Source organism: Pelomonas sp. Root1444 (assembly GCF_001426885.1).
GTDB lineage: Bacteria > Pseudomonadota > Gammaproteobacteria > Burkholderiales > Burkholderiaceae_C > Pelomonas.
This window is the reverse complement of record NZ_LMFP01000003.1, coordinates 540,987-560,793: the sequence shown is the minus strand read 5'-3', so window position 1 is coordinate 560,793 and position 19,807 is coordinate 540,987. Positions and strand designations below refer to the sequence as shown.

General features: G+C 71.7%; 20 protein-coding genes. 18 read left to right on the top strand and 2 right to left on the bottom strand.

The features are described 5' to 3' along the window. Positions 1-10: 10 nt before the first annotated feature. The 18 genes from lpxD to glgA all read left to right on the top strand — a co-directional run bounded on the left by lpxD (position 11) and on the right by glgA (position 17,926). Positions 11-1,039, top strand: coding sequence for a UDP-3-O-(3-hydroxymyristoyl)glucosamine N-acyltransferase (gene lpxD, locus ASD35_RS05375; protein WP_056873862.1), 1,029 nt, complete (start codon positions 11-13; stop codon positions 1,037-1,039). Next, on the top strand, positions 1,036-1,503 hold the full coding sequence (gene fabZ / locus ASD35_RS05370; protein WP_235538248.1) for a 3-hydroxyacyl-ACP dehydratase FabZ: 468 nt from the start codon (positions 1,036-1,038) through the stop codon (positions 1,501-1,503). Before lpxD ends, fabZ begins: the two co-directional genes overlap by 4 nt. A gap of 127 nt (positions 1,504-1,630) precedes the next feature. Next, the gene (lpxA, locus tag ASD35_RS05365; RefSeq protein ID WP_056873860.1) at positions 1,631-2,422 is read left to right on the top strand and encodes an acyl-ACP--UDP-N-acetylglucosamine O-acyltransferase; all 792 of its coding nucleotides are present in this window, start codon (positions 1,631-1,633) and stop codon (positions 2,420-2,422) included. 4 nt (positions 2,423-2,426) lie between these two features. Next, entirely contained in the window at positions 2,427-3,551 is a 1,125-nt protein-coding gene (gene lpxB, locus ASD35_RS05360; protein ID WP_056873859.1) for a lipid-A-disaccharide synthase, read from the top strand. Then, complete coding sequence (rnhB, locus tag ASD35_RS05355; protein ID WP_056873858.1) at positions 3,523-4,164, top strand: ribonuclease HII; 642 nt, start codon at positions 3,523-3,525, stop codon at positions 4,162-4,164. Before lpxB ends, rnhB begins: the two co-directional genes overlap by 29 nt. Then, on the top strand, positions 4,161-4,931 hold the full coding sequence (locus ASD35_RS05350; protein WP_056873857.1) for an RNA methyltransferase: 771 nt from the start codon (positions 4,161-4,163) through the stop codon (positions 4,929-4,931). The genes rnhB and ASD35_RS05350 overlap by 4 nt, the downstream gene beginning before the upstream one ends. 67 nt (positions 4,932-4,998) lie before the next feature. Then, complete coding sequence (hemP, locus tag ASD35_RS05345) at positions 4,999-5,196, top strand: hemin uptake protein HemP (RefSeq protein WP_056873856.1); 198 nt, start codon at positions 4,999-5,001, stop codon at positions 5,194-5,196. A 72-nt stretch (positions 5,197-5,268) separates the two neighbouring features. Then, the gene (locus ASD35_RS05340) at positions 5,269-7,392 is read left to right on the top strand and encodes a TonB-dependent receptor domain-containing protein (RefSeq protein WP_056873855.1); all 2,124 of its coding nucleotides are present in this window, start codon (positions 5,269-5,271) and stop codon (positions 7,390-7,392) included. A 16-nt stretch (positions 7,393-7,408) separates the two neighbouring features. After that, the gene (locus ASD35_RS05335) at positions 7,409-8,476 is read left to right on the top strand and encodes a hemin-degrading factor (protein ID WP_056874602.1); all 1,068 of its coding nucleotides are present in this window, start codon (positions 7,409-7,411) and stop codon (positions 8,474-8,476) included. Positions 8,477-8,741: 265 nt separating this feature from the next. Next, positions 8,742-9,557 carry a hemin ABC transporter substrate-binding protein gene (locus ASD35_RS05330; RefSeq protein WP_235538247.1) on the top strand — a complete coding sequence of 272 codons (816 nt, stop codon included), beginning with the start codon at positions 8,742-8,744 and terminating at the stop codon, positions 9,555-9,557. Beyond that, complete coding sequence (locus ASD35_RS05325; protein WP_157275392.1) at positions 9,541-10,593, top strand: iron ABC transporter permease; 1,053 nt, start codon at positions 9,541-9,543, stop codon at positions 10,591-10,593. The genes ASD35_RS05330 and ASD35_RS05325 overlap by 17 nt, the downstream gene beginning before the upstream one ends. Before the next feature lie 8 nt (positions 10,594-10,601). Further along, positions 10,602-11,366, top strand: a complete 765-nt coding sequence (locus tag ASD35_RS05320; protein WP_056873852.1) for an ABC transporter ATP-binding protein — start codon at positions 10,602-10,604, stop codon at positions 11,364-11,366. Further along, on the top strand, positions 11,363-12,004 hold the full coding sequence (locus tag ASD35_RS05315) for an energy transducer TonB (RefSeq protein ID WP_056873851.1): 642 nt from the start codon (positions 11,363-11,365) through the stop codon (positions 12,002-12,004). The genes ASD35_RS05320 and ASD35_RS05315 overlap by 4 nt, the downstream gene beginning before the upstream one ends. Beyond that, positions 11,997-13,211 carry a DUF2325 domain-containing protein gene (locus ASD35_RS05310; RefSeq protein ID WP_056873850.1) on the top strand — a complete coding sequence of 405 codons (1,215 nt, stop codon included), beginning with the start codon at positions 11,997-11,999 and terminating at the stop codon, positions 13,209-13,211. Before ASD35_RS05315 ends, ASD35_RS05310 begins: the two co-directional genes overlap by 8 nt. A 49-nt stretch (positions 13,212-13,260) precedes the next feature. Further along, positions 13,261-13,911, top strand: a complete 651-nt coding sequence (locus ASD35_RS05305; protein ID WP_056873849.1) for a helix-turn-helix domain-containing protein — start codon at positions 13,261-13,263, stop codon at positions 13,909-13,911. 43 nt (positions 13,912-13,954) lie between these two features. Continuing rightward, positions 13,955-15,124 (top strand): hypothetical protein, encoded by a 1,170-nt coding sequence (locus ASD35_RS05300; protein ID WP_056873848.1) that lies wholly within the window; start codon positions 13,955-13,957, stop codon positions 15,122-15,124. Between the two features lie 73 nt (positions 15,125-15,197). Then, positions 15,198-16,469, top strand: a complete 1,272-nt coding sequence (gene glgC, locus ASD35_RS05295; protein ID WP_056873847.1) for a glucose-1-phosphate adenylyltransferase — start codon at positions 15,198-15,200, stop codon at positions 16,467-16,469. Beyond that, positions 16,466-17,926, top strand: coding sequence for a glycogen synthase GlgA (gene glgA / locus ASD35_RS05290; protein WP_056873846.1), 1,461 nt, complete (start codon positions 16,466-16,468; stop codon positions 17,924-17,926). Before glgC ends, glgA begins: the two co-directional genes overlap by 4 nt. On the opposite strand, the gene ASD35_RS05285 is transcribed toward glgA, so the two are convergent. Both ASD35_RS05285 and ASD35_RS05280 read right to left on the bottom strand, forming a co-directional pair. Continuing rightward, positions 17,915-18,799 (bottom strand): EamA family transporter, encoded by an 885-nt coding sequence (locus ASD35_RS05285; RefSeq protein WP_056873845.1) that lies wholly within the window; start codon positions 18,797-18,799, stop codon positions 17,915-17,917. The genes glgA and ASD35_RS05285 overlap by 12 nt on opposite strands. Further along, the gene (locus ASD35_RS05280; RefSeq protein WP_056873844.1) at positions 18,799-19,620 is read right to left on the bottom strand and encodes a pyruvate, water dikinase regulatory protein; all 822 of its coding nucleotides are present in this window, start codon (positions 19,618-19,620) and stop codon (positions 18,799-18,801) included. The genes ASD35_RS05285 and ASD35_RS05280 overlap by 1 nt, the downstream gene beginning before the upstream one ends. Between the last annotated feature and the right edge of the window lie 187 nt (positions 19,621-19,807).

Genomic DNA, 19,807 nt, shown 5'->3' with positions numbered 1-19,807 from the left:
CGGGCACCCCATGAGCCCGACTCCCGTCGCGCTCGCCGAACTGATCGCCGCCTTGGGCGGCGATTTGCTTGGTGAGCCCGACATCCGTATCGCACGCATCGCGCCGCTGGACGAGGCGGGTGCCGACGCCATCAGCTTCCTCGCCAACCCGCGCTACCAGGCGCAGCTTGGCACGACCGCGGCGGCCTGCGTCATCGTGGCGCCGTCCCTGGCCGAGGTCGCCGCCGCGCGCGGCGCGGCCATCGTCACGCCCGACCCCTACCTGTATTTCGCGCGGCTCACGCAATGGTGGGCGGCGCGTGTGCGGCCGCGCGCCGTGGCCGGCGTGCATGCCAGCGCCATCGTGTCGCACGATGCGAAGCTGGGCCAGGGTGTCGAGATCGGCCCGCTGGCGGTCGTCGAGGCCGGCGCCGTCATCGGCGACCATGCCCGCATCGGCGCGCATTGCGTCATCGAGCGCGATGCGGTCGTGGGTGACCAGACCCGCCTGGCACCGCGCGTCGTGCTGGGCCATGGCTGCCGCATCGGCAGGCGCGGCATCGTGCACAGCGGCGTCGTCATCGGCGCTGACGGCTTCGGCTTTGCGCCGAGCAAGAACGGTTACGTGAAGATCGAGCAGCTCGGGGCAGTCGCCATCGGCGACGACGTCGAGATAGGCGCCAACACCTGCATCGACCGCGGCGCCTTGAGCGACACCGTCATCGAGGACGGCGTCAAGCTCGACAACCAGATCCAGATCGCCCACAACGTGCACATCGGCCGCAACACGGCGATGGCCGGCTGCGCGGCGGTGGCCGGCTCCACGCGCATCGGTGCGAACTGCACCATCGGTGGTGCGGCCAACATCGTTGGCCACCTGACGATCGTGGACGGCGTGCACATCTCGGCTGCCACGACCGTGACGCGCAGCATCAGCGCGCCGGGCGTGTACAGCGGCCCCTATCCCTTCGAAGAAAATTCGAGCTGGCAGAAGAACGCGGCCACGCTGCGCCAGCTCTCGACCCTGCGCGAGCGCGTGCGCGATCTGGAAAAGAAATGACTGAGACGACGACCCCGATCACGATGGACATCCACGACATCCTGAAGCGCCTGCCGCACCGCTACCCCATCCTGCTGGTGGACCGCGTCGTGGAGCTGGTCAAGGGCGAGCGCATCCGCGCGATCAAGAACGTCTCCATCAACGAGCCCTTCTTCCTCGGCCACTTCCCGCACCGGCCCGTGATGCCGGGCGTGCTCATCCTGGAAGCCCTGGCCCAGGCGGCGACGCTGCTGGCCATCGAGAGCGTGGGCATCACACTGGACGAGAAGTCGGTCGTCTACTTCGCCGGTATCGACGGCGCGCGCTTCAAGCGTCCCGTCGAGCCGGGCGACCAGCTCGTGCTGGAGGTGACGCTGGGGCGCGCCAAGGCCGGCATCTATAAGTTCACGGCGCGGGCCCTGGTCGGCGAGAACCTCGCCGCCGAAGCCGAGCTGATGTGCACGATGCGCCGCATCGAAGGATGACCCACCCCCGTAGCGCCTCCGGCGCTCCCCCTCAAGGGGGCGCACCCAGTGGCCTGGCAAAGCCAGTTCCACGGGTGCAGCTGGAGAAGTCGAGCACGCGTTTCGCGCGTGCCTCTCTGGAGCAGGCATGGCTTTGATTCATCCCACAGCGTTGATTGATCCGGCCGCCGAGCTGGACTCGTCGGTGGCGGTCGGCGCCTACTCTCTGATCGGCCCGCACGTGAAGATCGGTGCGGGCACCAAGGTCGGCCCGCATGTGGTCATCGAAGGCCACACCACCATCGGGCGCGACAACACCTTCTTCCAGTTCAGCTCCATCGGCGCGGCCAACCAGGACAAGAAGTACGCCGGTGAACCAACCACGCTGGTCATCGGCGACCGCAACACCATCCGCGAGTTCTGCACGCTGAACGTCGGCACGGTGCAGGACCGCGGCGAGACGACGGTGGGCAACGACAACTGGATCATGGCCTACTGCCACCTGGCCCACGACGTGGTCATCGGCAACGAATGCGTGCTGGCCAATAACGCCACGCTTGCAGGCCATGTGCGCGTGGGCGACCACGTCACCATCGGCGGCCTGACCGGCATCCTGCAACGCATGCGCATCGGCGACCACGCGATGATCGGCTTCCAGGCTCACGTTGCGAACGACGTGCCGCCCTTCATGACGGTGGACGGCAATCCGCTCGCGGCCCGCGCCGTCAATGTCGTGGGCCTGAAGCGCCGCGATTTCAGTGCCGAGCGCATCGGCGTCATCCGCCAGATCTACAAGCTGCTGTACCGCAGCGGCCACACGCTGGACGAGGCCAAGGCCGGCATCGAAGCGCTGCGCGGCACGGAAGGCGGTGCGGCCGATGGCGACATCGACCTGATGCTGAACTTCCTCGCCGCGTCCACGCGCGGCATCGTGCGCTGAGCTGATGCAGACAGCGCCCCGCCTCGGCATGGTGGCCGGCGAGGCCAGCGGCGACCTGCTGGCCGGCCTGCTGCTGCAGGGCCTGCGCGCGCGCTGGCCGGGGCTGACCTCGCAGGGCATCGGCGGCCCGAAGATGAGCGCCCAGGGCTTCGAGACCTGGTGGCCGCACAGCAAGCTGTCCATCTTCGGCTACGTGGACGCGCTGCTGAACATCCGCGAGCTGCTGTCCATCCGCAAGCAGCTGGGCACGCGCCTCATTTCGAACCGGCCCGACGTCTTCATCGGCGTCGATGCACCCGACTTCAACTTCGGCCTGGAGACGCGCTTGCGCGAGGCCGGCATCAAGACGGTCCATTTCGTCTGCCCGTCCATCTGGGCCTGGCGGCCCGAGCGCGTCCAGACCATCAAGCGCGCGGCCGACCACGTGTTGTGCCTGTTCCCGTTCGAGCCCGAGATCCTGCACAAGGCCGGCATCGGCGCGACCTACGTCGGCCATCCGCTGGCCGATGCCATCCCGATGGAGCCGCCGCGTGCTTCGGCACGCGAGGCCCTGAAGCTGCCTGAAGGCGACACCGTCATCGCGCTGCTGCCCGGCAGCCGCAAGAGCGAGATCAACTACATCGCGCCGGCCTTGATCGGCGCCGCGAAGCTGCTGGCCAGGCCGGGCCGGCGCTTCGTCATGCCGGTCGTGCCGGGGCTGCGCGGCCTCATCGAACCGATGCTGGACGGCGTGGACATCCAGCTCGTCGATGGCCAGTCGCACGCCGCGCTGGCGGCCTGCGACCTGACGCTGGTGGCCAGCGGCACCGCCACGCTGGAGGCGGCGCTGTTCAAGCGCCCCATGGTCATCGCCTACCGCATGAACCGCCTGAACTGGTGGCGCATGAAGGACAAGGGCCTGCTGCCCTGGGTGGGCCTGCCCAACATCCTGGCGCGCGAGTTCCTGGTGCCGGAGCTGATCCAGCACGCCTGCACGCCCGAGAACCTCGCGCGCGAGGCGGAAGGCCTGCTGGCCGACACGCCGCGGCGCGCCGCGCTGCATCAGCGCTTCGTCCAACTCCACGAGCTGCTGCGGCAAGACACCGCCAAGCAGGCCGCCGATGCCATCGCGACGCTCATCCAGGCCTGAGCAGGTCGCGCTCGACTGGACGCCGCCCGGCCTCATCGCCGGCGTGGACGAGGCCGGCCGCGGGCCGCTGGCCGGACCGGTGTTCGCGGCCGCCGTCATCCTCGACGACCTGCAGCCCATCAAGGGCCTGGCCGACTCCAAGGTGCTGACGCCGGCCAAGCGCGCACGCCTGTACGACGAGATCCGCGCCAAGGCGCTGTGCTGCTGCATCGCGCATGCCACGCACGAGGAGATCGACCGCATCAACATCCTGCAGGCCACGATGCTGGCCATGCAGCGTGCGGTGACGGGGCTGCGCCTGAAGCCCGCGCTGGTGCGTGTCGACGGCAACCGCCTGCCGGTGCTGGCCGTGCCGGCCGAGGCCATCGTGAAGGGCGACGCCACCGTGCAGGCCATCTCGGCCGCCAGCATCCTCGCCAAGGTGGCGCGCGACCTGTTCTGCGAGCAGATGCACGACAGCCATCCGCAGTACGGCTTCGCGACGCACAAAGGCTACTCGACGCCCGAGCACCTGGCCGCGCTCAAGCAACATGGCGCCAGCCCCTGGCACCGCCGCAGCTTTGCGCCCGTTCGCGAGGTCTGCATCGACGTGACGACCAACACGCTGGCATGAAGCTCGACCACATCACGTCGCGCGACAACCCGGCGCTGGTGCGGCTGCGCAAGCTGACCGCGGATGCCGGCGGCTACCGCAAGACCGGCAGCCTGTGGATCGAGGGCGACCACTTGCTGCGCGCGGCGCTGCAGCGCGGTTGGCAGCCGGCGCTCGTCGTGCTGACCGAGGGCGCGATGCAGGACGCCGCGCTGGCCGCGCTGGCCGGATCGGCGCCGCGCGCATTGGTCGTGCCGATGGCATTGTTCAAGGGCCTGAGCGGGCTGGAATCGCCGGCGCAGATCGGCGCCGAGCTGACGCTGCCGGCCGCGCCCGCCATCGACCCCGCCGCTGCCAGCGTCGTGCTGGACCGCCTGCAGGACGCCGGCAACGTCGGCGCCATCCTGCGCAGCGCGGCGGCCTTCGGCGTGCGGCAGGTGCTGGCGCTCAAGGGCACGGCGGCGCTGTGGTCGCCCAAGGTGCTGCGCGCGGGGCAGGGCGCCCATTTCGGGCTGCGGCTGGTCGAAGGACTTGCGGCGGACGACTTGGCGCAGCTCACCGTGCCGCTGATCGCGACCAGCTCGCACACCGAGCATGTGCTGCATCGCGTCGCGCTGCCGTCGCCCTGTGCCTGGGTCATGGGCCACGAGGGCCAGGGCGTGTCGCCCGAGCTGATGGCCCGCTGTGCGCTCACCGTCGGCATCCCGCAGCCGGGTGGCGAGGAATCGCTGAACGTCGCAGCGGCCGCAGCCATCTGCCTCTACGAAAGCGAACGCCAGCGCGGCTGAACGCCGTCGCGTCCAAACGGGACAGCACAGGCTTGCAATCGAGAATGATTCTCATTACAGTGCCTGCATGTTTGGTGAGACCCTTCCGCCCAAGACCGCGCTGAGGCCGCCGGCGCAAGCCGCCGCAGCCGCACCGGCCGCCGGCCAGCGCAGCATCGACAGCGTCACGCTGCTCGGCCCTGGCGGCGAGCTGTTCATCCATCACCAGCAGCAGGTCTACCGGCTGCGGCTGACCTCTCAGGGCAAGCTGATCCTGACCAAGTAGTCCCCTTTCCTCGGTTGATACCTTTCGCGCAAGCCAGCAGTCGCCAGCCCGCGCTTCCTTTTCGGAGCTCCCGTGCTGAAGACTGCCGTTGCGCTGGCTGCCGCCTGCGCCTGCCTTGCCGACCCTGCCCTGGCCCAGACCTCCGCCGGCGCCGCCACCGAGCTGCCCGAGCTGACCAACACCGCCACCCGCGCCGACCGCCGCGTCGACGAGGTGCCTGCGACGGTCAGCGTGTTCAAGCCCGCCCCAGGCGCGCGGGACCTGCGCGAGCTGCTGAAGAACGAGGTGGACCTCGCCGTGCGGGCGCCGAACCCGCGCTTCGGCCTTGCGAGCACCACCGCCGGCCGCGCCGGCAACGAGGGCCTCAACATCCGTGGGCTTGAAGGCAACCAGGTGCTGGTGCTGGTTGACGGCATCCGCGCGCCGCAGAGCTTCAGCTTTGGCCCCTTCACGACCGGCCGCCTCGGCCTGCTCAACCTCGAGGGCGCCCAGCAGCTGGAAGTGCTGCGCGGCCCGGCGTCTACGCAGTTCGGCAGCGACGGCCTGGCCGGCGCGCTGGCGCTGCGCACGCTGCGCGCCAGCGACCTGCTCAGGCCCGGCAAGGACGTCGCCCTGCGCGCCCAGGCCTCGGGCTACAGCGGTGACGACGGGGTGGGCCTCAACCTCGCCGGCGCGTGGCGCGGCGGTGCCTGGGACTGGCTGCTGCAGGGCGCCACGCGCCGCTCGCACGAGCTGGCCAACCAGGGCACGGTCGGCGGCGACGGCGTCAACCGCACCGAGCCCGACCCGCTGGACCGCGAACGCCACACGCTGCTCGGCAAGGCCGGCCTGGCGCTGTCCGGCCAGCAGCGCCTGGAGCTGACGCTGGAGGGCGTCAGGCAGCGCGACCGCTACGACATGCTGTCCGCCCGCAATGCGACGACGCTGGACCTGCGCGCCGACGACGAGAGCCGCCGCTGGCGTTCCTCGCTGGCGTGGACGCTGGACGACCCCAACGCTGCATGGCTGCAGCAGGCCAGCGTGCAGCTCTACCACCAGGACTCACGCATCGCCCAGTTCGCCGCGGAGGACCGCACGACGACCGACCGCGTGCGCGACAACCACTACGACGAGACGCTGACCGGCCTGGCCGCGCAAGGCCAGATCGGCTGGGGCGCGCAGCGCGTCACGCTGGGCCTGGACGCCAGCCGCAACCAGGTCAGCGGCGTGCGCGACGGCGTCACGCCGGCCGCTGGCGAGACCTTCCCGGCCAAGCCCTTCCCCGATGCCGACTACCGCCTCGTCGGCGCCTTCGTGCAGGGCGAGTTCACGCAGGGCGACTGGCAGCTCGTGCCGGCGCTGCGCTACGAGCGCTTCTCGCTCAAGCCCTCGGCCAGCGGCTACAGCGCACCCATCGTCAACCTCAGGGACAGCGCCGTGACGCCGCGCCTGGGCCTGCTGTGGCAGGCCGCGCCCGGCCTCACGTCCTATGCGCAATGGGCCAGGGGTTTCAAGGCGCCGACGCCCGCGCAGGTGAACAACGGCTTTGCCAATCCGGTGCAGAACTACGAGACCATCGGCAACCCCGACCTGAAGGCCGAGCGCGCCGACAGCATCGAGCTGGGCCTGCGCGGCGCGTGGGGCGGCTGGCGCTGGCAGATGGCCGCGTTCGACAACCGCTACGACGACTTCATCAGCCAGGAGATCGTCTCCGGCGGCGCGCCCGGCAGCAAGATCGTCTTCAAGTCCATCAACCTCGACGAGGCGCGCATCCGCGGCGTCGAGGTCAGGCTGAACGGCCAGATCGACCGGCAGTGGCGCCTGGGCCTGGCCTATGCGCGCGCGCACGGCAGCGCCGAACGCAACGGCGTGCGCTGGCCGCTGGACACCGTCGAGCCCACCAAGGCCTCGGCCAGCCTGCGCCAGCAGCTGCCGGCCTGGCACTGGGAGGCCACGATGCTGCGCGCCTCGGGCAAGCAGCCCAGCCGCATCTTTGCGGCCAACCCCTTCGTGCCGGCCGGCTACACGGTGCTGGACCTGGCCGCCGGCTGGCAGATCACGCCGGTGTGGTCGCTGTCCGCACGCATCGACAACGTGACCGACCGCAAGTACTGGCGCTGGACCGACGTGCGCGGCCTGACGACGGCGAGCGCCGCGCTGGACGCCTACACCGCGCCCGGCCGTCAGTTCGGCCTGGTGCTGCAAGCCCAACTCTGAAGGAGCGCTGTTGATGATGGATCTCCGCCAAGCCTATGCCGACGCCCGCGCCGCCGGCGCCACCCGCCACCGCGACATCGCCCTGTCGCTGGGCGTCACCGAAGGCATGCTGATCGATGCGCATGTCGGCGCCCCCGACGGCGGCCTGCAGGCCCAGCGGCTGCGGCGCGATTTCCCGCGCCTGCTGTCCGAGCTGAGCCGCGCCGGCGAGCTGATGGCGCTGACGCGCAACGCGCATTGCGTGCACGAGCGCACCGGCGTCTACGAGCACCTGAGCGTGCAGGGCGAGCCCGGCCGCGAGATGGGCATGGCGCTGGGCGAGGACATCGACCTGCGCCTCTTCTACAGCCACTGGGCGCAGGGCTACGCGGTGAGGGAGGGCGAGCAGCAGAGCCTGCAGTTCTTCGACGCGCGCGGCGTGGCCGTGCACAAGGTCTTCACGCGGCCGGCCACGCAGTTCGCCGCCTGGCAGGCGCTGCGGCTGCGCTGGACCGACCCCGGCGCCGCGCCGCCCTGGTGGCGGACCGAAGCACCGCCCGCGGCCACCGATGCGCCGGACGTGGACGCCCATGGCTTCCGCGCCGGCTGGGCCGCGCTGCGCGACACGCACGAGTTCTTCGGCCTGCTGCGCCGGCACGGTTTGACGCGCCGCACCGCGATGCACCTGGCCGCACCGCAGTTCGCGCAGCGCGTGGACCGGCATGCCGCCCGCGTGCTGCTCGAAGGCGCCGCGGCCAACGGCACGCCCATCATGGTCTTCGTCGGCAACCCCGGCGTCATCCAGATCCACGGCGGCCCCATCAAGCGCGTCGCCATGCTGGGCCCCTGGCTCAACGTGCTGGACCCGCGCTTCAACCTGCACCTGCGGGAGGACGCCATCGCGGAGGCCTGGGCGGTGCGCAAGCCGACCGTCGACGGCCTGGTCAGCTCGCTGGAGCTGTACGCGCCGGACGGCGAGCTGATCGCGCAGTTCTTCGGCCAGCGCAAGCCCGGCCAGCCCGAGCGCTGCGCGTGGCGCCAGCTGCTGGACGGCCTCGTTGACGACCCCGTGTGGAGCGAAGAGACCGCCGGGTGTGCGGCATGAACGAGCCCCTCGCCCAGTCTGGCCGCGCTGAACGCGGGCCATCCCGGTCGGTCTTGCAGACCGCGCAGCCGACGGAGCGGCCGCTCTTCGGCAGGCACGACAAGTCCACTGGACTTGCCGTGTCCGGCCTCAGCCCCCGGGGGGACGGCGATGCTTGCCGGATTGACCGCCAAGCACATCGCCCAACGCGGTCCGGCTTGGGAGCGGCCCGGCGCTCGGCCCGCAAATTCAAGATGGCGCCGCTGAAATGAAGCGCAGAAATCTGATGCTTGCGGGGCTCCTGCCTGGTCTTGGTTTAGCGCAGGCCCAGCCGCGCATCGTCAGCGTCGGCGGCGCAGTCACCGAGACCGTGTTCGCGCTCGGCGCGCAAGGCCAGCTCGTCGGCGTCGACACGACCTCGCTGTTCCCCGCCGACGCGACCCGGCTGCCGCAGGTGGGCTATGCCCGCACGTTGTCGGCCGAGGGCGTGCTCGCGTTGCTGCCGCAGCTGCTGCTGGCCAGCGGCGAGGCCGGCCCGCCGCAGGTGCTGGCGCAGCTGCAGCGCGCCGGCGTGCGCGTGGAGGTGCTGGACGAGCAGCACCGCTTCGACGGCATCCTCACGCGCACGACCCGCATCGGCCAGCTCTGCGGCCGCGAGCGTGAGGCGGCTCAGCTCGTCGCCCGCCTGCAGCAGGACTGGGCGGCGCGTCCCAAGCCGCCGGCCGGCAGCGTGCCGCGCGTGTTGTTCGTGCTGGCCCATGCCGCGGGCCAGTTGCGCGTGGCGGGCGAGGGCACCGGCGCGGACGCCATGCTGGCACTGGCCGGCGCGCGCAACGCCTTCGCGGGCGTGCAGGGTTACAAGCCGTTGACGGCCGAGGCCGCGTTGCAGGCCGCGCCGGACGTCATCCTGTGCACCGACCAGGGCCTGCAGGCGCAGGGCGGCGCCGACGGCCTGCTGAAGGCGCCCGGCCTGGCGCTGACGCCCGCCGGCGGCGCGCGCCGCGTGGCCAGCATGGAGGCGCTGCTGCTGCTGGGCTTCGGCCCGCGCCTGCCGCAGGCCGTGACCGAGCTGACGGGAAAGCTGCGTGGACGCGCCGCTTGAGCGGATGGGCCTGCGCTGGCCCGCGCTGCCGGGCTGGCCGCTCGCGTTCGCGCTGCTGGCCGCGGCCGTCGTCGTCGCGGCCAACAGCGGCGCCCTCAGCCTCGGGCTGGCCGACTGGCGGGCGCTGATCCGCGGCGAGCCGACGCAGGGCGCGATGGTGCTGGCCCAGCTGCGCCTGCCGCGCGTGGCCTTCGCCGTGGTCGTCGGTGCGGCGCTGGGCCTGGCCGGTGCGCTGTCGCAGGGCGTGTTCCGCAACCCGCTGGCCGAGCCCTCGCTGCTGGGCATCCCGGGCGGCGCAGTCTGCGCGGTGGCGCTGATGCTGACCGTGTTCGCGGCCTGGGCCGGTGGCCTGCCCGCCGCCTGGCGGCCGTTCGCGGTGCCGCTGGCGGCCCTGGCTGGCGCCTGGGTCATGTGCGGCCTGCTGCAAGGCCTGGCGCGGCTGCTGGTGCCTGGCGCGGTGGCCGGCCTGCTGCTGGCCGGCCTGGCACTGAACGCGCTCGCCATGGCCCTCGTCGGCCTGTGCACCTATCTCGCCACCGACGAGCAGCTGCGCAACCTGACCTTCTGGCAGCTCGGCTCGCTCGCGATGGCCAGCTGGCCCATCGTCGCGGTGCTGGGCGTCGCGGTGGCGGCCGTGCTGGCCTTGTCGCGCCGCTGGGGCCAGGCGCTCAATGCGCTGGCGCTGGGCGAGGCGGTCGCCGCCCAGGTCGGCGTGCCGGTGGCGCGGCTGCGGCGCGTGCTGGTGCTGGCCCTGGCGTTGCTGAGCGGCCTGGCGGTCGCCTGGTGCGGGCTCATCGGCTTCATCGGCCTGCTGGCACCGCATGCGGCGCGCGGCATCGTCGGTGCGGATGCGCGCCGCGTGCTCCCGCTCGCCGCCTGGTTCGGCGCGCTGCTGATGCTGCTGGCCGACACCGCCGCGCGCACGCTGGCCGTGCCGGCCGAGCTGCCGGTGGGCATCCTGACCGCGCTGCTCGGCGCGCCGGTGCTGTTCGTGCTGCTCAAGCGCGCGCAACGCGAGATCGGGGGCGGCTGGTGACGCATCACATGCTGCTGTTGGACGACGCGACGCTGGACCGGCATGGCCAGCGCTTCGGCCCCTTCGGCCTGCGCGTGGACCCCGGCGAGCGCGTGGCGCTGCTGGGCCCCAGCGGCGCGGGCAAGTCGACGCTGCTGAAGCTGATGTCCGGCGACCTTGCGCCGACGGATGGCCACGTGCTGCTGGACGGCGAGCCCGTCGCCGCCATGGACGCGCGCCAGCGCGCCCGCCGCCGTGCGGTGCTGCCGCAGTCGCACCAGGTGGCCTTCGGCCTGCCGGTGGAACTGGTCGTCAGCCTGGGCCGCTGGGCCGGTGAGGGTGATGGCCGCTGGGTGCGCCAGGCGCTCGCCTGGGCCAGCGCCGGCCACCTGTACGGCCGGCGCTATGACCAGTTGTCCGGCGGCGAGCAGGCGCGCGTGCAGCTGGCCCGCGTGCTGGCGCAACTCGCCGACGTCGAGCGCGGCCTGCTGCTGGTGGACGAGCCGCTCGCGTCGCTGGACCCGGGCCTGCAACTGGAGCTGCTGGACACGCTGGGCGGCTTCTGCCGCGAGCGTGGCCATGCGCTGGTGGCCGTGTTGCACGACATCCAGCAGGCGCTGAACGGCTTCGAGCGCCTGGTCCTCGTGCGCCGCGGCCAGGTGCAGGCCGATGTGCCCGCCGGCGCCGCGGCACTGCCGGCGCTGGAGGCGCTGTTTGGCCTGCGCCTGCGGGCGCTGGCAACGCCGGACGGCGACTGGGCGCTGGCCGCGCGCCGCATGGAGGCCGCAGCGTGAGGTCGCGCATCGGTGCGCTGCTCGCCGTCGTGGCGCTGCACGGCGTCGCGCTGGCGGCGGTGTGGACGGCGCGTCATGCGGCCATGCCGGCGACCCCGGCGATGCGGCACGAGCTCGCGGTGAAGCTGCTGTCCGTGCAGCCACGGCCCGCCGTGGCGCCCGCGCCGCTGCATGCCGCGGCCCCGGCCTTGCGGCTGCCCGACGTCGCCGTCATCGCTCCGCCGGCCTTCGAGGTGGTGCAGGCCGAGGCACGCCGCCTGGCCGAACCCGCGGTTGCCGCCCTCGTTGCGGCTGCACCGGCGCCGGCCCCGCAGCCCATCGCCGCGCCGGCCCCACCGGCCGAGCCGGTGTCGCTGCAATCCGCCCGCCGCGCCGCCTGCGCGCCCGCACCCCATCCGCCGACCCTGCGCGACCGTGGCATCGAAGGCGTCGTGCGCCTGCGTGTGTGGGTCGACGAGCTGGGCCGCGCGGGCCAGGTCTTGCTGGCCGCCAGCAGCGGCTGGCGGCTTCTCGACGACGCGGCGATGGCCCAGGCCCGCCGCTGCCCCTTCCACCCCGCGCAGCGCGGCAGCGAGCCGGTCGGCAGCTGGGTGGAGTTCCCTGTCCGCTTTGCCTTGGAGAGTTCATCAAATGGCTGAAGCCTGCTGCGCGGCGCATGCCGCCGCCCCCGTCACCACCGGCTCGCGCCGCCGCCGCCTGTGGGAGCTGGGCAGCCATGCGCACTGCCCCGTCATCGGCGTCTGCGTGCCGCTGGAGCGCGTGCGCGTGCTCGCGAAGAAGCTGCTGGTGCTGCAGGGCGACGAGGACGACTACACGCTGCACTGCAGCCTCGTCACCGCGGCCGCGCGCCGCAACGCGGTGGCCGAGGCGCTGCAGAAGGACCTGGAGCAGCGCTTCACGCTGGATGTCCGCGCGGCCGCCCAGGCCAAGTGCCGCGACAGCCTGATGGCCTGGTGGCGCGGCCGCGCGGCGCAGGGCGAGATCGCCGGCGCGCTGTGGGCCACGCTGACGCACGCGCGCTGCGATGAGTGGCTGGAAATGCGCGTGCTGGGCCAGGTGCACATGCTGCAGCACCAGGTCGGCGCGGCGCAGCGCGTGGACTTGGTTGCCCACCGCGAGCTGGCGGCGGAGCACCAGGCGCTGGCGCGCGACTACGCCGAGGTGCAGCAGCGCGTGACGGCCTGGAGCCTGGAGCGCGCCCGCGAGCAGCAGGCCTGGGAGCGGGAGCGCATGCAGCAGCGCGCCGCGTTGATCGCGCTGCAGACCCAACTGGCCCAGGCGCAGGAGCAGCTGCAGCACTGGCGGGCGGCCCAGCCCGATCTGCCCGAGCGCGAGCAGCTGCGCGAGCGGCTCGCGGAGCAGGTGGAGCGCAACCAGGCGCTGCAACGCGAGGTCAACCGGCTGGCGTCGCGCAACGCGCCGGCCACCGAGGCTGCGGCCGAACCGGTGCCGCCGCCGGCCCCGGCGGTGTTGCCGGCCCTGCCGACGAGGCTGGAGCACCGCGTCGTGCTGTGCGTCGGCGGCCGGGGCGGCAGCGTGCCGCAATACCGCCAGGCGGTGGAGGGCTGCGGCGCGCAGTTCCTGCACCACGACGGCGGCGAGGAGCACAAGCCGGCCCAGCTGGAGCCCCAGCTCGCCGCGGCCGACCTGGTCATCTGCCAGACCGGCTGCATCAGCCACGACGCCTACTGGCGCGTGAAGGACCATTGCAAGCGCCATCACAAACGCTGCGTCTTCGTCGACAAGCCGAGTGCGAGCAGCCTGCGCAGGGCGCTGGTGTCGCTGGAAGGGGAAGAGGCGGCTGCGGAGCCGGCGCTTCACGGCGCACAGCGCCCTGCGGGCTAACGACGCAGTTGCAGGCCTGTATCGGCGCAGCGATAAAGTCGGCCCGGTGATGCCCGCGATCTCCCTTCACCGCGCGTTCGAGCGCATGCCGCGCCACCGCCATGGCGAAGGCTATGTGGCGCTGGTGCTCGCCGGCGGTTATGTGGAAGCGGGCGACCGCGGCCGGCTGCGCGTCGAGGCCGGCCAGGCGGTCGTCCATGGCGCCTACGAATCGCATGGCAACGCGTTCAGCGGCGCCGGTGCGCGGGTGCTGAACCTGCCGGTGATCGGCGCCGCGGCCGGAGGGCCGTTGGGGCATGTCGATGACGCCGACGCGATCGCCCGCCTCGCCGAGCGCGATGTGGGCCAGGCCGCAGAACTGCTGCGGCAGACGTTCCGGCCTTCGGCCGCCCGGCTGAACGACTGGCCGGACCTGCTGGCCGCCGCGCTGGCGGCGGACCCTAACCTCGGCCTGGCCGAATGGGCCGCCGCCATGGGCATCGCGCCGCAGTCGCTCAGCCGCGGTTTTCGCCAGGCCTACGGCGTGAGCCCCAAGCGCTACCGGTTGGAGCTGCGGGCGCTGCAGGCGCTGCGCCGGCTGCCGGCCTGGCCGGGGTCGATGGCGATGCTGGCCGCGGAGACGGGCTTTGCCGACCAGGCCCACCTGACGCGCGCCATCGTCGCGCTGACGGGGCGCACGCCGAAGCGCCTGACGGGTTAAGTCCGTTCAAGAGGTGGCGTCGGCGTCGACCTAGCATCCGCGCATGCATCGCCGAACCTTCATGTCGGGCCCGTTGATCGCGGGGGTGGCCACCCTGCTTGCCCAGGGGCCGGCCGTCGCGCAGGCGCGGCCCTCGCGCACCCGCTGGCAGGTGCGCGCCTCCGAGGGGTTCGATGCGATCGCCTTCCTCGGCCCCCTGTCGGGCACGCCGCTTTACCTCGACTTCTATGCCGCGGATGCCGCCGCGTTCGCGCCGCGCCTGCCCGAGGCGGTGCGCAGCGACGTGGCGCGGCTGTGGGCCGACGCCACCAAGGACGGCTTCGGCCTGTTGGGCCCCAACCTGCAGGTGCTGTTCTCGGCCCACGGCAACGACGCGACGCTGGCCACGCTGCTGGCCGCGCTGCGCTCGCGGCAGACGGCCATCCTGCCGAGCTACCAGGCCAGCAGCTATTGGAGCGAGGCCGACTGGGCCTGGTTCGACAAGGCGGCGCCGCGGCTGGACGCGATCTTCAGCGCCATGCAGCGCGCCGGCTTCAGCGCGTTCCGCAAGGACCGCATCGGCAGCGACCTGGACCGCCGCATCGCCGAGGTGGGCCGCGCGCTGGCCGGCTTCGACGTGATCACCTGGCAGGAGAAACTGACCGGCCGGAGCTTCGACCCCGAGATCCAGGTCGTCCTGCTGCAGTTCTCCAAGCCGCATGGCATCAAGGTGCAGGGGCAGACCTTCCTGCAGGCGGCCGACTACGACACCGCGACGACCGTGCGCATCGCCGCCCACGAGATGCTGCACCCGCCCGTGCCTATGGACGGGCCGGCCGCGACCGCGGCGCTCGCTGCTTTGGAGCGCGACCCGCTGGTCATGAAGATCGTGCGCGACCACGACCCCAAGTGGGGCTACACGACGCTGAAGGGCCTGGTGGACGAGGACCTGGTGCAGGCGCTGGACCAGTTGATCAGCGAGGCGCTGGGCGTGGCCCGCAACCCCGCGGACCGCTGGCGCAAGGCGGACGACGGCATGCACGTCATTGCGGCCGGGCTGTACGGGCTGCTGCGCCAGGACCGCTGGACCGAGGCGGGCGGCTCGCTCGAGCGATGGCTCGCCGCGGCCACTGCGGCCGGCCGGCTCGACGCGGCGGTGTTCCACCCGGTCGCCGCGCGCGTGCTGGAACGCCCGGTCAACGCGCTGTGGCCGTTGGCGCCACGGCCCGCCTGAGGGGAAGCCCGCAGCGAGGCGGTGAGACACTGGCCGCAAACTGCAAGCGTTTGCAGCCTTGCGGAGATTGGCCATGCCCCCCGTCGCCTCACCCCACCAGCTCGCACGCCGCGCCATCGCCCTCGTCCTGGCCGGCGGCCGCGGCTCGCGCCTGAAGCAGCTCACCGATTCGCGCGCCAAGCCGGCCGTCTACTTCGGCGGCAAGTTCCGCATCATCGATTTCGCGCTGAGCAACTGCGTCAACAGCGGCATCCGCCGCATCGGCGTCGTCACGCAGTACAAGAGCCATTCGCTGCTGCGCCACATCCAGCGCGGCTGGAGCTTCCTGCGCGCCGAGCTCAACGAGACGGTCGACCTGATGCCCGCCCAGCAGCGCGTCGACGAGGAGAGCTGGTACCGCGGCACGGCCGATGCAGTGTTCCAGAACCTGGACATCATCCAGAGCACCGGCGCCGACTACATCGTCGTGCTGGCCGGCGACCACATCTACAAGATGGACTACTCCGCCATGCTGGCGGACCACGTCGAGAACGTCGCAAAAACAGGTGCCGGCTGCACGGTCGGCTGCATCGAGGTGGCCAAGGCCGAGGCCAGCGCCTTTGGCGTCATGGCCGTGGACGGCGAGCGGCGCATCACCAGCTTCCTGGAGAAGCCGGCCGACCCGCCCTGCATGCCCGGCCGCGACGACGCGTGCCTGGCCAGCATGGGCATCTATGTCTTCAACGCCGACTACCTCTACCGCCTGCTGGCCGAGGACCTGGCCGACCCCAGCTCCAGCCACGACTTCGGCAAGGACGTGATCCCGAAGATCGTCGGCGAAGACCGCGCCGTGGCCCATCCCTTCGGCATGAGCTGCATCATGAACCCCAACGGCGCGACGCCGTACTGGCGCGACGTCGGCACGCTGGACGCCTTCTGGGCCGCCAACCTCGACCTCGCCTCCATCAGCCCCGAGCTGGACATCTACGACACCGACTGGCCGATCTGGACTTACCAGCGCCAGCTGCCGCCGGCCAAGTTCATCCCCGACCACAACGGCATGCACGGCATGACGGTCAACACCATCGTCAGCGCCGGCTGCATCGTGTCGGGCTCGCACGTCGTGCAGTCGGTGCTGTTCAACAACGTGCGCATCCGCTCGTTCTGCAACATCCACCAGTGCGTGCTGCTGCCGGGCGTGGAGATCGGGCGCCATTGCCGCCTGACCAAGGTCATCGTCGACCGTGGCTGCGCGATCCCCGACGGCCTGGTGGTCGGCGAGGACGCGGCGCTGGACGCGGCCCGCTTCGAGCGCACCGAGAACGGCGTCGTGCTGATCACGCGGCAGATGTTGGCCAAGCTGTGACGCGGGTCCTGCAGGTCAGCGCGGAGCTGTTCCCGCTGCTGAAGACCGGCGGCCTCGCTGATGTGGCCGGTGCGCTGCCTGCCGCGCTGGCCGCGGCCGGCGCCGAGCCCCGCCTGCTGGTGCCCGGCTTCCCGGCCATCCGCGACGCACTGAGCCAGGAATGCGCCGTCGCGCCCGTCGCGCTGCCGTGGAGCGAGGGCAGGGCGGCGTTGCTGCGCGGCCGGCTGCCGGGCTTCGACATGCCCGTCTATGTGCTGGACGCGCCCGGCCTGTTCGACCGGCCGGGCAACCCGTATGCGGATGCCGGCGGCATCGCCTATGCCGACAACCACCGCCGCTTCGCGCTGCTGGGCCTGGCCGCCGCGCGGCTGGCCGAGGGTGTGGACGGCGCGTGGCGGCCGCAGGTCGTGCACGCGCACGACTGGCATGCGGGCCTGGCCTGCGCGCACATCGCCGCCAGCCGTTCGCGCCGACGCACCGACGCGCGCACCGTCTTCACCATCCACAACCTGGCCTACCAGGGCCTGTTCCCGGCCGACCATTTCAGCGACCTGGGCCTGCCGCCGCCGCATTACGCCGTGGAGGGCGTCGAGTTCTACGGCCAGCTGAGCTTCATGAAGGCCGGCCTGCATTTCGCCGACGCGATCACGACGGTCAGCCCGTCGTATGCGAAGGAGATCCAGACCCCCGAGCAGGGCTGCGGCCTCGACGGCCTGCTGCGCCACCGCGCGGATGTGCTGCACGGCATCCTGAACGGCGTGGACTACGGCGTCTGGTCACCCGCGCAGGATGACGCCATCGCGGCCCGCTACGGTGCCGGCGACGTGTCCGGCAAAGCCGCCTGCAAGGCCGCGCTGCAGCGCGAGTGCGGCCTGGCCGTGACGCCCGACGCGCCGCTCTTCGGCATCGTCAGCCGCTTGACCGAGCAGAAGGGCTTGCCGCTGGTGCTAGAGGCGCTGGACGACCTGATCGATGCCGGCGGCCAGCTGGTCATCCTCGGTGCCGGCGATGCCCGGCTCGAAGCCGAGTTCGCCGCCGCTGCGACACGGCATCCCACCCAGGTCGCCCGCCGCACCGGCATGGACGAGGGCCTGGCCCACCGCATCTATGCCGGCAGCGACGTCGTGCTCGTGCCCAGCCGCTTCGAGCCCTGCGGGCTGACGCAGCTCTACGGCCTGAGCTACGGCGCGCTGCCGCTGGTGCACCGCGTCGGCGGCCTGGCCGACACGGTGGTCGACTGCTCGTTGGAAGACCTGGCAGCGGGAACGGCGACCGGCTTCGTCTTCAACGCCTTCACGGCAGACGCCTACCGCCGGGCGCTGCGGCGGGCGTTTGCGCTGTGGAACCGGCAGGATTACTGGGCGGCCGTGCGGGGCACGGCGATGCGCCAGTGCTTCGGTTGGGATGCCGCGGCAAAGCGCTACGTCGACATCTACGAGGCACTGTCACAGCGCTAGCGCAATGACGCCGGCCCCGATCAACGCCGCGCCGGCGATCCGCCAGCCGCGTTCGCCCTCGCCCAGCAACTGCCCACCCAGCAGCGCCGCGAACAGCATGGACACCTCGCGCGCCGGCGCCACGCGCGACAGCGGCGCGTCGCGCACGGCCAGCAGCACCAGCACATAGGCCAGCGGGCTGATGACGGCGACCGCCAGCACGCCCTTCCAGGTGCGGCGCATCTCGGCCTTGAAGCTGTGCCGGTTGCGCAGCACGACGGGCAGTTGCATCGGCACGCGCAGCACGTTGCCGCAGTAGTCCAGCAGCAGCGGCGACACCGCCAGCACCTTGACCGCATAGCCGTCCAGCACCGTGTAGCCGGCGATCAGCGCACCGGTGGCCATGCCCCAGTACACGCCGCGGCGCCGCCGCAGGGTGGCGGTGACCTCCGGGTCCACGCCACGGCCCAGCAGGCGCGGCCCCATCGTGATCAGCAGGATGCCGCCCACCACGCCGGCCAGCCCCAGCATGCCGAGCAGGCCCAGGTGCTCGTCCAGCAGCAGCACGGCCGCGGTCGCCGACAGCAGCGGCCCGCTGCCGCGCGCCACGGGATAGACGACGGTGAGGTCGCTGGCCTTGTAGCCCGCGATCAGGCAGTTGAAGTACAGCAGGTGGACGACGGCGCTGGCGACGACGAAGCCCCAGACCAGCGGCGTCCAGCCCGGCAGCTCCCCGAGGCCGATCCAGAGCACCGCGGGCAACCAGAACAGCACGACGCCGACGGCGCAGGCGAACACGAAATGCGGCCCGCCGCCCCATTTCTTGGCGGCGAGGTTCCAGAGCGCGTGGAGGAGGGCGGCGGTGAGGACGAGGGCGAGCGCGTGAAGGGGCATCAGTACATCAGCCGGTCCGGCCGGATGTCGCGCAGGATGGTCGTCGCGATCTCCTCGATGGACTTGTGCGTGGACGACAGCCATGAGATGCCCTCGCGCTTCATCATGGCTTCGGCCTCGTTGACCTCGTAGCGGCAGTTCAGCAGGTCGGCGTACTTGCTGCCGGGCCGGCGCTCGTTGCGGATGGACGACAGGCGCTCGGGGTCGATGGTCAGGCCGAAGCATTTGCGCCGGTGCGGCACCAGCGACGGCGGCAGCTTGCGGCGCTCGAAGTCCTCGGGGATGAGCGGGTAGTTGGCGGCCTTGATGCCGTGCTGCATGGCGAGGTAGAGGGACGTCGGCGTTTTTCCTGAGCGCGACACACCGACCAGGATGACGTCGGCCACGTCGAGGTTCTTGCTGCTCTGGCCGTCGTCGTGCGCCAGCGAGAAGTTGATCGCCTCGATGCGGTCGTGGTATTCCTGGCTCTCGGCCACGTCGGAGAAACGGCCGACGCGGTGGTTGCTCTTGATGCCGAACTCGTCCTCCAGCGGCTCGATGAAGGTGCCGAACATGTCCATGACGCGGCCCTGGCAGTGCTCGCGCACGACCTTGAGCACGTCGCGGTCCACCAGCGTCGCGAAGACGATGGGCCGCTGGCCCTCGCGCATGGCGACCTCGTTGATCTCGGCGACGACCGCATGGGCCTTCTCGGCCGTGTCGACGAAGGGCCGGCGCACGTGGCGCGCCTTCAACGAGAACTGCGCCAGGATGGAATTGCCGAAGGTCTCGGCGGTGATGCCGGTGCCGTCAGAGACGAAGTAGACGGTTCTGGCGGTCATGGCAGTGGCTCGCGGAGTTCAAGGCGCGGCCATGATAGCCAGCGCCTTGCGCGCGGCTGTGGCCGTGCACCCCTGCAGGCCGGGCGGTTACAGGCCAGGTACGCAGCGCCTAGAATCCGCCGCAATTCCTCGCGATCAGCCCCATGCGCGCCTCCTTCCTCCCAGAAGAATCCAGAAATGGAGGGAG

Bases quoted from the DNA above. Each gene is read 5' to 3' on its own strand.
- ASD35_RS05335 (WP_056874602.1), top strand. From the start codon at position 7,409: ATGGATCTCCGCCAAGCCTATGCCGACGCCCGCGCCGCCGGCGCCACC.
- fabZ (WP_235538248.1), top strand. From the start codon at position 1,036: ATGACTGAGACGACGACCCCGATCACGATGGACATCCACGACATCCTG.
- ASD35_RS05300 (WP_056873848.1), top strand. From the start codon at position 13,955: ATGCATCGCCGAACCTTCATGTCGGGCCCGTTGATCGCGGGGGTGGCC.
- ASD35_RS05285 (WP_056873845.1), bottom strand. From the start codon at position 18,799: ATGCCCCTTCACGCGCTCGCCCTCGTCCTCACCGCCGCCCTCCTCCAC.
- ASD35_RS05350 (WP_056873857.1), top strand. From the start codon at position 4,161: ATGAAGCTCGACCACATCACGTCGCGCGACAACCCGGCGCTGGTGCGG.
- rnhB (WP_056873858.1), top strand. From the start codon at position 3,523: ATGCCATCGCGACGCTCATCCAGGCCTGAGCAGGTCGCGCTCGACTGG.
- ASD35_RS05305 (WP_056873849.1), top strand. From the start codon at position 13,261: ATGCCCGCGATCTCCCTTCACCGCGCGTTCGAGCGCATGCCGCGCCAC.
- lpxD (WP_056873862.1), top strand. From the start codon at position 11: ATGAGCCCGACTCCCGTCGCGCTCGCCGAACTGATCGCCGCCTTGGGC.
- lpxA (WP_056873860.1), top strand. From the start codon at position 1,631: ATGGCTTTGATTCATCCCACAGCGTTGATTGATCCGGCCGCCGAGCTG.
- hemP (WP_056873856.1), top strand. From the start codon at position 4,999: ATGTTTGGTGAGACCCTTCCGCCCAAGACCGCGCTGAGGCCGCCGGCG.
- ASD35_RS05310 (WP_056873850.1), top strand. From the start codon at position 11,997: ATGGCTGAAGCCTGCTGCGCGGCGCATGCCGCCGCCCCCGTCACCACC.
- ASD35_RS05280 (WP_056873844.1), bottom strand. From the start codon at position 19,620: ATGACCGCCAGAACCGTCTACTTCGTCTCTGACGGCACCGGCATCACC.
- glgC (WP_056873847.1), top strand. From the start codon at position 15,198: ATGCCCCCCGTCGCCTCACCCCACCAGCTCGCACGCCGCGCCATCGCC.
- ASD35_RS05320 (WP_056873852.1), top strand. From the start codon at position 10,602: ATGCTGCTGTTGGACGACGCGACGCTGGACCGGCATGGCCAGCGCTTC.
- ASD35_RS05330 (WP_235538247.1), top strand. From the start codon at position 8,742: ATGCTTGCGGGGCTCCTGCCTGGTCTTGGTTTAGCGCAGGCCCAGCCG.
- lpxB (WP_056873859.1), top strand. From the start codon at position 2,427: ATGCAGACAGCGCCCCGCCTCGGCATGGTGGCCGGCGAGGCCAGCGGC.